Origin of the sequence: Thioalkalivibrio paradoxus ARh 1, from assembly GCF_000227685.2 — a bacterium.
Lineage (GTDB): Bacteria > Pseudomonadota > Gammaproteobacteria > Ectothiorhodospirales > Ectothiorhodospiraceae > Thioalkalivibrio > Thioalkalivibrio paradoxus.
In genome coordinates, this window is record NZ_CP007029.1 from 60,515 (window position 1) to 74,690 (window position 14,176).

The following is a 14,176-nucleotide window of genomic DNA, read 5'->3' on the forward strand; positions in this document are numbered from 1 at the left end:
GGTGTGCTACAAGGCGAGACCTGACCCCCCGTCAGTTATGCGGAATGCCTCGCTCCGAGCAAGCCGGAGGGCGGCGATGCTGCAGACGAATGGTGTTCTCGGCCTTCCGGCAGTACAGTGCGAATGTAATGCAATCCTTGCCGGAAGACGACCATGCCCGCAATCGCGAGAATTACCGCCAAAGGCCAGACGACCATTCCGAAGCAGGTGCGCGCTGCCTTGCATGTCGCACCCGGCGACCTCATCGCATGGGAGATCCATCCTGATGGGACTGCGTCGGTGCGGCGCGTGCAGCCTCTGGACGTGGACTACCTGCGCGCCCTCGAAGCTACCCTGTCCGAGTGGTCCAGCCCGGCCGATGAGGAAGCTTACCGTGACCTATGACCGCTTCACGGTCGTGCGTGTACCGTTTCCGTTCACCGACCGCAGCGCTGTCAAGAACCGCCCGGCCCTGGTGCTTTCGGATGCCGCGGCCTTTAGCGCGACCGCTGGGCACTCGGTGATGGCGATGATTACTTCGAAAGGCAACGCACCCTGGCCACTCGATTGCTCAATCAGCGAACTTGACGCCGCCGGCCTGCCGGCGCCGTCCGTGGTGCGCTTCAAGCTGTTTACCCTCGATCACCGCCTGATTCGGAGCACCCTGGGCCAACTCGCTGAGGCCGACCGTGCAACCGTGCGCAGCGCATTGAAGCGCTTGCTGGGCGGCGCCGCGTAAGCGGAAAAAGCTTGCCTGGGGGGCGTGGGCAGGTCTCGCCTCGTAGCACGGATGTGACCAAGCGACACCTGACCCCTTACGCGTGCTTGGGCTCCGTCATTGGGGTCAGGTCTCGCCTGACAGCATCCTGCGGCGTACGATCCGCCCGACCGTTGCCGGGTGGAGGCCGAAGTACTCCCCGATCTGCCGGTAGCTGTAGGCGCCGGTGTCGTGGGCTGCGGCGATCGCGGTGTCGCGATCCGGGCTGTTGGCAGCGATGCTCTCCAGTGAAGGGGCCGGTGCCCGGCGTTGCTGCTGCGGGATGCCCAGTGGGTCGCCGCGCACCTCGGCCCGCCCTTGCATCGTTTCCACGAACGCCTCGTCGCCAAGGTAGATCTGGCTTCGGAGTCCGTCCCAGGGGTTCGTGCCGACGCCGTCCGCGACGAAGGCTTGGTAATGTGCCTGCGCCCGTTTGCGTTGCCGGCCGAAGGCCGACAGCAGTGCATCGGTGGTGAGCCAGGCGGGCCGAGGCGCGGCCCCGATCGTCGCGTTGTAGCTGCTCCAGGCCCATTCGTTGGGCTGCGCCACCAGGCCCGCCCGCACCGGATTGAGCACCACATAGCGCGCCAGTTCCAGCAGGTAGCTTTCGCGTTCCACGAGGATGGCCTTGAATCGCCCCTGGAACACGTGGCCGGCGCGGCCGTGGCGCCGATTGGATGCCTGCGTGTACACGCCATTGAGGTGGCGCATCCCTCGGGATAGATTCGCCTCCCGTGTTTCAGCCAGGATGTGGTAGTGGTTGGTCATCAGACAGTAGGCGTGGCACAGCCAGCGGAACCGGGTGACGACCTCGCCGAGAATCTCCAGGAATCGCTGGCGATCCGCGTCGTCCTCGTAGATGTTCTCCCGCCGGTCGCCCCGCGAGGTGACGTGATACAGGGCTCCGGGGAACTCGATGCGTAACGGTCTCGCCATGGTGGGAAAGGATAGCGCGGGAAGGTGGGATGCTACCAGACGAGACCTGACCCCATCGGTTTTTCCCGCTACCAGGCGAGACCTGACCCCATCGGTTTCCATCGGCGTGACCCCATCGGCGAGACCCAACAGTTCCCCGACGGGTCGCCGCATGATGAGGCGCTTCCGACCGCCGGAGGGCTCAATCACAATGGCTCCGGCACGACAACGAAGCATAGCGAAAATGCTCGGATGCTCCCAGGTCAACCAACACTGGCCCCGTGATCTCGACCTGCGCCGTACCGTGTGATCATAACCCTTTCACGAGAGAGCTATTATTATTGGCCCGAGCCGAGAGAGCGATACAGCGCCGCGAACTTGCGGCGGGTGACACTCCAGTCGAAGTGCTGCAGTGCGTAGGTGCGTCCGCGTTCGGCGATTGCGCGCATTCGTTCCGGCTGCTCGAGAGCCTCGCGGATCGCCGCGGCCAATGCCTGCGGGTCACCTGGGGGCACCAGAATCCCCGTTTCCCCATCCCGAATCACGTCCCGCACCGCCGGGAGATCGGAGGCGATCACGGCGCAGCCGCAGCCCATCGCTTCGACCATTACCAGGCCGAACCCCTCCTGGTCGCCGTCCGCGGCCTCTACGAAAGGAAACACCGCGATCGCCGCGCGCTGGTAGTGTTGTGCGAGGGATTCGTGGGGTACCGGTCCGGTGAAGTTCACCGAATCGTGAAATCCGAGAGCGCGGGCCCTTTCCGCCAGCGCGTCCGCCAGAGGTCCGTGACCGACAATCTCGGCCGAGAATGCGACGGAGGTTCGCGCGAATTCGTGCAGAGCGTCGAGCAGGTGTTCCAGCCCCTTCTTCGGGACAAGCCTTCCGACGAACACCAGGCGCGCGGGATCCTGGTGGACTGCGTGCATCCCTGGAACGAATCTGTGCCGCAGATCCGTGCCCATGGGAATCACTTCGGCAACGGATCCCGGCTCGATTTCCCGCACCCTGACGGCCATTGCCTGGCTCACGACGCTGACCCCGTCACAACGGCGGAGGATCGCGCGTTTCAGGCTTGTGAGCAGCGCGCCGGGCAGGCCGAAAAGGTCGCCGCCGTGACTGGTGCAAAGAATCGGAATGCGCCGCCGCGCGAGGGTGCGGGCCACGAGCGCTGCCAGCCCTTGCGGAATGAGCCAGTGCGCGTGGATCAGGTCGACCCGAGGTTCGCGGCGCAGGCGGCGGATCGTGGTCCAGACCAGCGAGACGAAGAAGAACGGCAGTTGAGCGAGTCGTAAAGGGTTTTCGCGAACCCGCCAGGCCATGCCGCCCTGATACGCGACTGACTGCCAGCGCGGCCACCAGTAGCGGAAACGCGTGACGGCTACCCCCTGCATCCGCTCGCTGCGCGCCGAGCCCGGTGCATGCGGGGCGACCAGCTCGATGTCGAACCCGGCGCTGAGTTCGCGCGCCAGGTCGAGGACGAATCCGGGTTCGGCATCGCCTGCCCAGCGGGGCAGGGTGGAGGTGAGCATCAGCACCCGCGGTCGGCGGGCCTCAACGGCCATCGGCGCTCCCGCTCGTCCCGCGATACGTCAATTGCGTGATCTGCTCCGAGACCAGGCCGATCAGGAAGATCGTCAGAGCCGACGAGAGCATGAAAATGGTACCCAGGGTCAGCCGGCCGGTGGTGATGTAGGTGTGGCCGTAATAGGCGAGTCCCACGATTCCCTGGATCGCCGCGATCGGCACGAAGATTTTCAGCGGCGAATACAGCGTGCCGACCTTGAAGATGATCAGCAGGAAGCGGATGCCGTCGCGGATCGGGCGAAGATGGCTCTTCCCGACACGTTTGCCGGCGTGGATCGGCACGTAGCTCACGAGATAGCCGGCGCGGAAGAACGCCATGGTGACGGTGGTCGGGTACGAGAAGCCGTTCGGGAACAGGTACAGGAACTCCCGGAACCTGTCCGCGCGCACGGCGCGGAAGCCGGAAGTGAGGTCCTCGATGCGCTGCCCGACGATCAGGCTGGCGAAACGGTTGTAGAAGCTGTTGGCCAGTCCGCGGCCGAGGCTCGCCTGCGAGCCGGCCTGCCGGGCGCCGACCGCCATGTCGTAGCCTTCCTCCAGCCGCGCGATCAGGCGCGCGATGTCGGCCGGATCGTGCTGGCCGTCCGCGTCCATGAACACGAGGATCTCGCCCGTCGCCGCCCGGGCGCCGCTCTTTACGGCGGCACCGTTGCCCATGCTGTAGGGGTGGCGAACGACGCGGGCGCCGCCATCTGTGGCGACTTCAGCGGTGGCGTCGTCCGATCCATCGTCGACGACGATGACTTCTGCATCCGGATGCGATTTCCGTATTCCCCCGACGAGCGTGCGCAGCGAAGCCGCCTCGTTGTTGGCGGGCAGGATGATCGATACGTGTGGCGGGTCAGCTCGGTTTGCCATCGAGATCCTCGTCAGCCCGTTTGGCGCCCCCGCGCCAGTCCGGGGCGTGCGTGAGCCGGGCAACGATGGGCCCGCTTGGGTTCATGGGTCGGCTCGCCCGCTGGATCGCATCAGTCGGGTTCCCGCGGTGTCCTTGTGTCGTTGCTGTCATCGGAACCGGCCTTCCGTCCAATCCGTACAATGTGCCGCTCTGTTATCCCGTTCCAGGCACGGCGATGAACCGCGTGACTTGGAACGCCCGCGCTTGCGCGATATCGAGTAGTGTCAGTGCATCCTCGCGGTGCCCATCTGCCGCAGGAACTGGCGAGATCGCGTCGCAATTTTCCCTAGGGCATTTGATGCGTACCGGCCTTGCCAAGGCAGACGACGGTAGTGTGGGTCCGCCGCATGTTACCAGGCGAGACCTGACCCCTCAATGTACCGTGTGCCCCCCAATGTGCCGCTTGTTCATCGCGGGGCGACCCCTGCATTTATCGAAAACCGAAGGTCAGAGTTTCTCCGAGCTTGTGGAAGTCGAAACTTCATGAAATCGGCGCGTATGGGTTCCGGTGGCGCGCAATGATGGCAAATGTTACATGGTTCCCTTTGGTGTCTCACTGCGGGATATCCGTGGAGCTAGGTAGCACCCGCCACAACTGGAAGCGAGCGCCGTCTACGAGCACAGGTTCGAAGTGCGCGCTGTCCATTCTCTGGAGATATAGCTGATGTGCGACAGTGTTATGTGTGAAACCGTCGTGAAGGACCCCGAACCTACCGGATATCGACACGTCCATGATCCAGCCATCGCGGCCTGGAAATCGGAGCGAGTCTTCCGCGTCCGCCCTCAGTATGTTCAAGAATTCAAGGGCCACACGCTGCTGATGGTATCGCAGGCGTCCGGTTGGAACGTCGATATCAAAAAGCCCCTCACTGTGAAACATCCGGTCCTCGGCAAATTCGATATCGTGAAACAGAATGTAGAAGGGGTGGATGCCCAACCGACTGGCGGGTTCCCAGGTGGAAAGCCAGAACCACCAATGGGTGGTGCGCATCGTCTGACGGTCGAGGTACAGGTACACCGGTCGGGTTGCTGGGGGGAACAGGAACGCCTTCCAGTCGGCAAGCTCGTGTGGTTCGAAGGCGGGATGCTTGCTCGAGACCACCCCTTCGAACTCGGCCGGCCCGGCTGAGTGTACGTCAAGCAGAAATGCTCGTGCCAGAGCGACGTTGCCGTCAAACCGCTCGAGTACCCGGCGGACCCCGGGGCGACCGTGCTCGACGTAGAAGTACATGAAGTTGGCCGCGCCAGCTGGGGAGCGGGAGTACAGCGGCAGCGCCGCGTACATGCGCCGCTCGGCCGAGTGTGAAGAGCCATCGCAGATCGTGGCGCGCCTGCCCCAGAAACTCAGCGGATAGCCGAAGTCGCACCAGTTCCAGATGACGGCATCGGGTTCGGTGATCTCGGGAATCTGCTGCATTCGGGCCACTACGTCGCCGGTGATCACCGGGACCGCATCGGCTTCGTTCTCGGCATGGATCAGGACCCATGCGACGAGAACGAAGCTGCCTGTCGCTAAAGCGGCTTTGGTCTTGTGTGGCGCCAACTCGCTTACCAGCGCGATGGCTTGGCCGAGACCAATGGCAATGACAGGGGCCAGGAAGATGAGGAATCGTTCGGCGAGGAAGTAGCCCAGCCCGCCAAGGAATATGAACGGCAGCATGAACAGGGCAGCCGCGGGTTGCCGAATGGACGCAATCACGAAGCCGGCGACCGCGACTACCAGCAGCGCCGTGTTTCCGGCCCCAAGTCGGGCGAAATCGACGAAGTCAAGGGCGCGCTGTTCCGAGATCCATTGCGCGGAACCAGGAAACAGACCACGTTCGGCGCCGGTGATGTAATCCCGAGACCCGGCAATTCGCGAGAAGACTTCCATGCTGTCGATCGGAGAGGCGAGCCAGATCAGTGTGAGCATCAGCGCGAGGATCGGGATGGAGACCAGGCGTGACACCGGAAGCTGTGTGGCGAGAAGGATCAACAGGGCCAAGGGAAACGCCGCCAGCACGACCACGACCTGTGGGGCCTGGTCCCACCAGGCGATGAAGACCCATGCCAGTCCAACATACGTCAGGGCACCGATGGCCAGGCCCCATGGGCGCCGGTCCGGCTGCAGGGCCCACGTGGCGAGCGCCACCATGCTTAAGGGGAGCACGACGTTCAAGGGGTCGGTGTCAAACCACCCCAGCTGTGTGCGAAGGATGAAGTATGGGATTAGGACACTGAAGCACGCTGCGGACAGCGCAGCGAGCCGGCCGGCGAGGCGAAGTGCTACGAAGAAAACGGGTACGGCCAGGAGTGCCCCGAGGAGGACCGGCAGGACGCTGGCCAACGTCATCAGTGGAACATCCACATGGTTTGAAAGGCTGGCCGTGATCACGGAAAGCAGCGGGGGGGAAGCCGGTTTTGGTGGAAGCTCTGGAGACACCAGAAGAGTTGGCGAGCTGTAGTAAATGCCCTCCATCAATTCACGGGCCCATAGCAGGTAGAAGTAACCGTCCGCGTTGGACAGGATCGGGGCGTCGCCTAGCAGATACGTGGGGCTGAGAGCGGCCCAGGCCAGATACTGGTCGAGACGTACCACCAGACCCAATGCGACGATCGTCAGCAGGCCAAGGCCGACCCAAACGATACTTGCCAAACGCGTGGAATCCGCCCCGGTCAGCACGGGCAACCCATTAGCCGTGTTCCCAAGTTTGGATTGAGGTCGTCATCGCTTGTGCCTCCGCCTTTAATCGGTTCCAAGTGCATCGTTGCGTGCTTCCGTGATGGTCTGCGCAAGCTCATTTAGGATCGGGGCGGTGATGGTGGGCGCCTGACGCGTCCCCACGAGCGGGCGGCGTCGTTCGATTGCTGCAGAGGCATCGTCGAAACGCTGCCGCTTCAGCAACGAGTAGACCTGGAACTGGAGTACGGGAAGTGCCTCGGGGGCTCGCTGTTCCGCTTGCGTCAGGAGCCGGTCAACGGTTGCGTGATCGTCCCGGTCGTCGGCGAGGGACGCGAGGATGAAGGTGGCCCGAACGAAATGGGTTCGAGAGTGGAACGCGGGATTGTCCAAAAGTGCCGAAACGAAACGTTCAACGTCGTTGGGCGTCAATGGCTCACAAGCATCGTGGAGCACCATTTCGCGTAGCGGGAACAAGCCGTCATTCAGGGAAACGGACGGGCGACCCGCCGCGGCGGATTCCACCAGATCTTCGAAGCGAAGACGGACCGCTTCCCTCGGCTCAGTGTTGCATGCAAAGAGAAGGGCCTGGAGCCTCAGGTCGATGCACGTGGGGCACTGGGCCGCGGTTCGGTCCAGTGCTCGATTCGCGTACGCCTGACGCTGGAACCCGATCAGGCTTCGGGCAGACAGCAGAGCGCTCCCCCCTAGCGCCTCGTAGTCCAGAAGGCCCAGATGGAGGGCGGCCCTCGAAGATCGTGGCTTCTGGTCGGCCCAGTTCTCCGCTGCCGCGTGCGGATTGCCCCATAGCAACGTGACGGCCAGCAGCAGAGACCACATCAGCGCGGCATACGCCAGAAAGCCCGTCAGCACAAGCCTTCGAAGGTGCTCGGGTACCTGCCATGCCCCGTAGGTGACGGCAAGGACGATGCCGTAAAGCGCGAGGTAGTTCCGATGCTCGAAGTAAAGTTCGAGGTTGATGACGGTGGATTCCAGCAGGTGTCCCGTCAGGAACCAGAGGACCGCGAACAGGGGCCAAACGGAGTACTTCCTCAGGAGGTAGGCGGAGAAAACCGCAATGAGGATGGCGCCCCCGGCCACCAATGGCCGAAGCATCCCGTCGACTAGGCGCACGTCGTCGTGGAAGGGTCCGAAGAGCAGAGGTTTGGGGAAGAAACTTTGTGCGACGTATTTCCAGAGAACCGTGGACTGGGTGAGTAGTCGTTCGAATGGCGAGAACCCACGTTCGGGGTGTGCGGCGAACCAGTCTCGGTTGATTGGTGAGAGATAGTAAAGAATCGCAAGCAACCAAGCCCAAAGAAGGAGCCGTCGGAGCCGGATATGGGTGAGCGATCCGGGAAGCTTCCGGAAGAGCACCAGATCGATGATCAGCGCGAAGACCGGAATCAGGGCGGCACTTTCCTTGGTGAAGAGTCCGAGCAGGGTGCCCACACCCAGTCCGATTCCCTGGATCAGCAGCGCGAGCGTTGGGCGACGCTCCTGAAACCGGTAGCCGATCACAAAGGCGATCAGGCCGAGGAGGCCAAAGAGCGCGGCGAGGCTGGTCATCCGCTGCACAGTGATCAGCGTCGTGGACGCAAGTATCGGCAGACTGGCCCAGAGAAACGCCGCGAACAGAGCGATGTAGTACGCGCGGTTCCTAATTGCGGGATCACGGAGCGTAAGGAGCAGGTAGCCCAGCCAGAAGAGCAGGGCCGCGTTGACCAGGTGGATGGTCACGTTCAGACGCAGAGCACTCTCTACGTCGGGCCAGTCATCTGCGTGCAGGACGAAGCTTGCGTAAGCGATGGGGCGGCCCAGGGGGCCGCTGGTGCCGCCAAGAGCGTAGTCGCGGGCGTCCTGCCGGGTCTGGATGCTGCTTAGCCCGTCGAGGTTCGAGTAGTCATCGTAAAATGCGCTCCCCGTCACGCCCTGGGTGTAGGCGGCGTAGACGAGCACCGCGAGTACGACGGCCATGGCCGTGCGGCCCGTAATGGAGTCTCGGAGGAAGGCCAAATCGGTCTCCGGTATGGGACGCAGTTTCAGCAAGGGCATCAGTGAGCGCCATGCAGTCGACGGAGAGCGGTGCTATGGGCCTTTTCGAACGCGGCACGGATCGTCGAAGGTGCTGTCCTCTCAGGCCAAGCACGAGAATGCAGCCCGTAGACCCGCTCGGGTTCGTTGCTTAAGGACGCGGCGCGCCATGCTCTGCCTAACAGCTTCGGCTGGTTATAAAGTCGACCGCAACAGCAATCGCCCCGGATGTGGCCGGGGCGACTCCAAGGTGATGCTCTAAACGAAGGCGATGTTAACGGCAGGTGCCGGGCAGCCAAGCCGTCTTGGCATTACCTCCCGTCACCACCCCGCTGCACACCCAAGTCCCGATATGGAACGAGCTGGTGTTGGAGGGCGTCAGGGAGATGGTCATCCCCGTGATGAGATCATCACTTTGGACGGTGATGACCCCGTCGTCCTCGTCGACCAGAAGGTTGGTCGCGAAGCGGGTTGCCGTGAACTCGCCGCCGCATGTCGCCAGGTTGGCTCCCCAGCCGCTCGACTGCACGACTTCCGTGACACAGGTGCGGGCCGAACTGGCGGCCGTGACGACTTCAGCCATGCGTGCGCGGTTGGTGTAATCCTGATAGGCCGGCAACGCGATCGCGGCCAGGATGCCGATGATGGCCACAACGATCATCAGTTCGATGAGCGTGAAGCCCTGTTGGGTATGGCGTGCGTGTTTCATGGCTCTTCTCCCTTGGTGGGGCGTGTGGTCAAGGGTCATTCCCTCAACATAGCACGAGCATATTTCGTACCAGCATGGTTTGCCAGGGTTTTGGCTGTTTTTCGGGGCTTCCCGGCGGTTTCGCGGACCAGATTGGGCCAGAAAGTGACAAAAATGGGCACCCTGGGTGTGGGCGGTGCGCCTGCAGGGCGGCTGAGAAATGTATCTGTAGATATATGCGCGGCGGCCGCAGGCCAGGGGCGAGGGATCGGTCTGAGCTCGTGTGCGGGGGCGCATGGCGCCGTGGGTGCCGATGGAAACGGCGTTGGTGCCCCGGCTCAGGGCCCGAGCCTGCCGCTGGAGCGGGCGCGTGGTGCCATGGGTGCGCTGCTGGCGGGCTGGAGTCGCGGAACTGGAGCTGATCCGGTCGGGCAGGGCGGTCCGGGCGGTCTATAGCCGTGGATGGTGTGGGTGAGTCCCGCTTCCTGATGTTGCCTCCCTGCCGCGCCGTTGGATCGATCCACGCGCTTCGGGCCGTGCGTGGTTGCGCTGCCGATCCTGGTCCGGTCCAGGATGCCCACCATGCTTGCCGGCCCGCTTCGGGAGTTCCGCCTCGCCGGCTCTTCGGCCGCTTCAGGGATCGTGGCCGCCGTGCCATCATGAGCGGTCGGGTTTTCGAGCACGGCCTTGCGCTCGATGGCACCGAACGTGTTGCGGCGCCCGGGCCGACGCGTGGCCGTTGCTACCGCCATGGAGGAAATGAGCATGGCCGCCAGGCAAACCGACCAAGTTTCGGTGGAGGACTACCTCGCGAGCGAGCGCGACGGCGAGGTCCGGCATGAGTACGTGGCCGGCCAGGTCTATGCGATGACCGGCGCGAGCCGAAGGCACGGGCTGATCGTCGGTGCCCTGGTCGCTGCCTTGCGACGGGGCGCAAGGCAGCGAAACTGCCAGTTGTTCACCAACGACATGAAGGTCTACGTCCACCACGCCGGCGACGACGCGTTCTACTACCCGGACCTTGTCCTCACCTGCGAAGCCGACGACCGCGAGGACTACTACCTGAAACACCCGTGCCTGATCGTCGAAGTGCTGTCCGAGGGTACCGAGCGCATCGACCGGCGCGAGAAGCTCCTCGCCTACACTGCCGGGCTGCCCAGCCTGCGCGAGTACCTGCTGGTCGCCCAGGATCGCCGGCAGGTGGACGTTTACCGTCGCACGGAAAGCGACTGGGTGCACGAAACCTACACCGATGGCAGCTTCCAGCTCGACTCTCTCGAGCAGGATCTGCGCCTCGAGAGCATCTACGAAGACGTTGACGCTTGATGGGTTGGCAGGAGCATCTTGAACCGGGGCGGTTGCGGTAGGCTCGTTTCAGGCCGACGACGTCGAGGGTGGCAATGAACCTTCCAGCGCAGATTTCACCGCTGAGCGCAGACGAATACCTCGAAGGTGAGCAGCGGAGCGACATCCGTCACGAGTATGTGGCGGGCGAGGTCCATGCGATGGCCGGGGCGGGTGAGCGGCACAATCGCATCAGCCTGAACATCGCGTTTCATTTGCGCTCAGCCACCCGCGGTACGCGCTGCGGCGCGTTCATGATCGACATAAAGGCCCGCGTCGCCGCTGCGGACGCGTTCTATTACCCGGATGCACTACTGACCTGCGACGCAGGTGACGACGCGCAGCTGTACAAGGTGGCGCCCTGTCTGATCGCGGAGGTCTTCTCGCCAGCCACCGAGGTCATCGACCGCCGCGAAAAGCTGATTGCCTACCGTACGCTGGGGGCTTTGCGCTACTACCTGCTGGCCGCACAGGATGCCCGGCGGGTTGAGGTCTACGAGCGGCAGGACGACGGCAGCTGGGTGCACACGATCTACGAGGGCGATGGTGACCTCGAATTCCGCTGCGGCGGATTGACGATCCGTTTCTCGCTGGCGGATGTCTACGAGGATGTCGTGTTCTCGCAGGGGAATGCGGATTGATCCGTCATCGCGGGCGGCTGGCCGACAGGATTTGCACCATCTTGACCCGTACTGCGATCAGTGTACGCTACATGTAACTATGGCGGGGAAGCAATCATGCCCATGTCAGTGAATGAACGTGTACAAAAGCGGCGCGCCCTGCTGCGAGCGTCCGGTTTACGGCCTCTGCAGATTTGGGTGCCGGATACGCGGCAGCCGGGCTTCGTGGAGGAATGCCGGCGTCAATCGATGGTCGTCGCCCGGACGGATCTCGACGATCCCGATGTGGACACCTTCATGGAGGGTGCCCCGGCGGATGCCGACGACTGGACCGCATGAAGCGCGGAGATCTGGTCACGGTGGCGATGTCGGGTGATTTCGGTAAGCCCCGGCCGGCGCTGGTGATTCAGTCCGACCACTTCGACGCTACGGCGACGGTGACGGTACTTCTGGTTTCCTCGACGCTCGTCGACGCTCCGCTGATCCGGCTGGCCGTCGAGCCGAGCGCGGAGAATGGCCTGCGCAAGCCATCGCAGGTGATGATCGACAAGGCGATGACGGTGCGGCGGGATCGGGTGGGCGCACCCATCGGTCGACTGGAAGCGGACACCATGGTTGGGGTGAACCGTAGCCTCGCGCTGTTTCTCGGGTTTGCGTAGCAAAGCGCGGCCTGCGCCATGATCCTCGCCTTGGTCTGGGAAATCGCTGACTAATGCACTCGTCATTGCGAGCGAAGCGTGGCACTAATAAAAAGCCCCGGGGTCCACAAGCCCCGGGGTCAGGTCTCGCTTGGTAACCCCTGCCCGCGATGGTTTTCCCATAGAAAACCCGCGCGCGTTGCTTTTCTGGGGCTCAACTATCCGTGGGCTGGACGCCGACACCATGGAAGCTGGTTTGGCCTACAGCAGCGCCGTTCCGAGCGCCGCGGCGAGCACGGCGGCAAACACGATACCGGCCTCGCGCTGCCACAGCCGGTCGGGGCGGAACAGTCTGCCGGAGCGCTGCCGGCTTTGCCGGCGCAGGACCTGGACGCGGCGGGCCGCGTGTTTCGAGGCGGATACGGTGCGGCGCCACAGGCGGGCGATGGCCTGGCCCACGGGCGGCAGCAGCGCGAGCAGGTCGCCGGGCGGAATCGGCCAGGGCCGCAGCCAACGTGCTCCGGCGAGGGCAAGCAGCGTTCCCGCCAGCACCGGCCAGGTCAGGCCGATGAGATCCTTGACGCCGCGAACGGCCGGTTCGTCCAGCCCCTGTACCGGCAGCAGGAACACCAGCATCAGGCTGCCCGCGAGTACGATTCCCCAGCCCCACCACATCGTATCCGGGGCGGTGTCGCCCTTGCTTTCACTGCGCAGCAGCCAGAGGTAGCGCGCCATGATCAATGTGGTGCCGGCCGCGGCGAGCGCGAGCCAGAACGGGAGTTGTGGCCACCACGCGGGAGCGTCGCGGGCGGCATCGATCGCATACTTCAGTTCGAGCTTGGCCAGCACGCCGCTGGTCATCAGACCGGTGAGCGACAATGCCGGCAGCGCCAGCAGCAGCCACAGCCAAGGCCGGGCGAGTCCCCCCGGGTGACGGGCTATGCCGACGCCAAGGAACAGCGCGCCCTTCGCGAGTCCGTGGTGGAACGCGTACAGCGCGATCGCAGGCCCCAGCAGCGGCCATAGCTCCGGCAGGTACAGCGCGGCGCCGACGCCGACCGTGATCAGCCCCATCTGGCTGATACTCGAGTAGGCGAGCACGGTCTTCGGGTGCTGCTGGTGCAGCGCCAGGAACGCGGCGCCGAACGCGGCGATCAGGCCCGCGACGATGGCCAGTGTCCCCCAGGCTGGCAGGCTCAACAGGCCCAAAGGGAGCGTGTGTAGCCAGCCGAGCAGACCGGCCTTGATCATCGCGCCGCTGAGCACTGCGCTTGCCGGCACCGGGGCGACCGGGTGTGCGAGCGGCAGCCAGAGGTGCAGCAGCGGCAGGCCGGCCTTGATCCCGAAGCCGAGCCAGAGCAGCGCGACGATCATGTCGCGGTGGGTCGCGCCGGCGACGGCCGCGGGCAGCTCGGCCAGCAGCGGCAGCAAGGGTGCATCGGTCAGGCCGGCGGCGAGCAGCAGGCCGGCGAGCAGCAGGGCCTCGCCCAGCACGGCCATCACCAGGTAGATGCGGCCCGCGCGCAGCGCGTCCGGCCTGCCGGTGTGGACGACCAGCCCGTAGGCGGCGAAGGTCATCAGCGCGAAGCTGGCATAGAACGTTGCCGCGTCGAGCGCGAGGATCAGCCCGAGGTTGCCCGCGAGCGTCAGCAGCCAGAACAGCTCGAAGCGCGGGCGCCGCGGATCGTCGTGCAGGTAGCCGCGTGCGTACATTCCCGCACCCAGCCAGAGAACCGCGGTGAACAGCAGAAATACGCGGGTCGTCTCGGTGAGCCCGAGGCGCGTGCCGAGCAGGATCCAGTCCAGCGATACCGACGGCCCCGGCTCGGTGAACAGGGCAAGAAGCAGCGCGGGCAATGGGGCCCAGGTCGCAACGCGGCCCACCGCAGCGCGCGCGGTCGGCAACGCCCAGAGCAATGCGAGGCCCAGCGGAAGTGCCAGACTCAGCATCAGTGCAATGGCCGCAAGCGCGTCGCTCATGCGCCATAGTGAACAGGGGTTCGGGCACGATTGCGAGTGGAGCGTTGCCGGCAGTGCCTGGTTCGCGCAGCCGATCCGGG

The 14,176-nt window shown here is 64.3% G+C and carries 13 protein-coding genes; 6 read left to right on the top strand and 7 right to left on the bottom strand.

Going from position 1 to position 14,176, the window contains the following annotated elements:
* Positions 1 to 153: 153 nt before the first annotated feature.
* Together THITH_RS00325 and THITH_RS00330 are read left to right on the top strand one after the other, a co-directional pair.
* Positions 154 to 384, top strand: a complete 231-nt coding sequence (locus THITH_RS00325) for an AbrB/MazE/SpoVT family DNA-binding domain-containing protein (RefSeq protein WP_006746523.1) — start codon at positions 154 to 156, stop codon at positions 382 to 384.
* Entirely contained in the window at positions 374 to 718 is a 345-nt protein-coding gene (locus THITH_RS00330) for a type II toxin-antitoxin system PemK/MazF family toxin (protein WP_006746522.1), read from the top strand. The genes THITH_RS00325 and THITH_RS00330 overlap by 11 nt, the downstream gene beginning before the upstream one ends.
* Positions 719 to 823: 105 nt before the next feature.
* Here the strand turns inward: THITH_RS00330 and THITH_RS00335 are convergent, their stop codons facing one another.
* From THITH_RS00335 to THITH_RS00360, 6 genes are all read right to left on the bottom strand, one after another.
* Positions 824 to 1,672 carry an REP-associated tyrosine transposase gene (locus tag THITH_RS00335; protein WP_025367142.1) on the bottom strand — a complete coding sequence of 283 codons (849 nt, stop codon included), beginning with the start codon at positions 1,670 to 1,672 and terminating at the stop codon, positions 824 to 826.
* A 317-nt stretch (positions 1,673 to 1,989) separates the two neighbouring features.
* Positions 1,990 to 3,213, bottom strand: a complete 1,224-nt coding sequence (locus THITH_RS00340) for a glycosyltransferase family 4 protein (protein WP_006746520.1) — start codon at positions 3,211 to 3,213, stop codon at positions 1,990 to 1,992.
* Positions 3,203 to 4,093: a glycosyltransferase family 2 protein gene (locus THITH_RS00345; RefSeq protein ID WP_006746519.1), complete on the bottom strand. Its 891-nt coding sequence runs from the start codon at positions 4,091 to 4,093 to the stop codon at positions 3,203 to 3,205. Before THITH_RS00345 ends, THITH_RS00340 begins: the two co-directional genes overlap by 11 nt.
* 593 nt (positions 4,094 to 4,686) lie before the next feature.
* Positions 4,687 to 6,795, bottom strand: coding sequence for an Oligosaccharyl transferase STT3 subunit (locus THITH_RS00350; protein ID WP_006746518.1), 2,109 nt, complete (start codon positions 6,793 to 6,795; stop codon positions 4,687 to 4,689).
* A gap of 63 nt (positions 6,796 to 6,858) precedes the next feature.
* On the bottom strand, positions 6,859 to 8,847 hold the full coding sequence (locus tag THITH_RS17005) for a hypothetical protein (RefSeq protein ID WP_006746517.1): 1,989 nt from the start codon (positions 8,845 to 8,847) through the stop codon (positions 6,859 to 6,861).
* 253 nt (positions 8,848 to 9,100) lie between these two features.
* Positions 9,101 to 9,535, bottom strand: coding sequence for a pilin (locus THITH_RS00360; protein ID WP_006746516.1), 435 nt, complete (start codon positions 9,533 to 9,535; stop codon positions 9,101 to 9,103).
* A 738-nt stretch (positions 9,536 to 10,273) separates the two neighbouring features.
* Between THITH_RS00360 and THITH_RS00365 the strand changes: the two genes are divergently transcribed.
* The 4 genes from THITH_RS00365 (at position 10,274) to THITH_RS00375 (ending at position 12,137) form a co-directional block, all read left to right on the top strand.
* On the top strand, positions 10,274 to 10,840 hold the full coding sequence (locus tag THITH_RS00365; protein WP_025367143.1) for a Uma2 family endonuclease: 567 nt from the start codon (positions 10,274 to 10,276) through the stop codon (positions 10,838 to 10,840).
* 74 nt (positions 10,841 to 10,914) lie between these two features.
* The gene (locus THITH_RS00370) at positions 10,915 to 11,499 is read left to right on the top strand and encodes a Uma2 family endonuclease (protein ID WP_006746514.1); all 585 of its coding nucleotides are present in this window, start codon (positions 10,915 to 10,917) and stop codon (positions 11,497 to 11,499) included.
* A gap of 96 nt (positions 11,500 to 11,595) precedes the next feature.
* Positions 11,596 to 11,817, top strand: a complete 222-nt coding sequence (locus THITH_RS17240) for an antitoxin MazE family protein (RefSeq protein ID WP_006746513.1) — start codon at positions 11,596 to 11,598, stop codon at positions 11,815 to 11,817.
* Positions 11,814 to 12,137: a type II toxin-antitoxin system PemK/MazF family toxin gene (locus THITH_RS00375; protein WP_006746512.1), complete on the top strand. Its 324-nt coding sequence runs from the start codon at positions 11,814 to 11,816 to the stop codon at positions 12,135 to 12,137. The genes THITH_RS17240 and THITH_RS00375 overlap by 4 nt, the downstream gene beginning before the upstream one ends.
* 240 nt (positions 12,138 to 12,377) lie before the next feature.
* Here the strand turns inward: THITH_RS00375 and THITH_RS00380 are convergent, their stop codons facing one another.
* Complete coding sequence (locus THITH_RS00380) at positions 12,378 to 14,096, bottom strand: proton-conducting transporter transmembrane domain-containing protein (RefSeq protein WP_006746511.1); 1,719 nt, start codon at positions 14,094 to 14,096, stop codon at positions 12,378 to 12,380.
* Positions 14,097 to 14,176 lie beyond the last annotated feature (80 nt).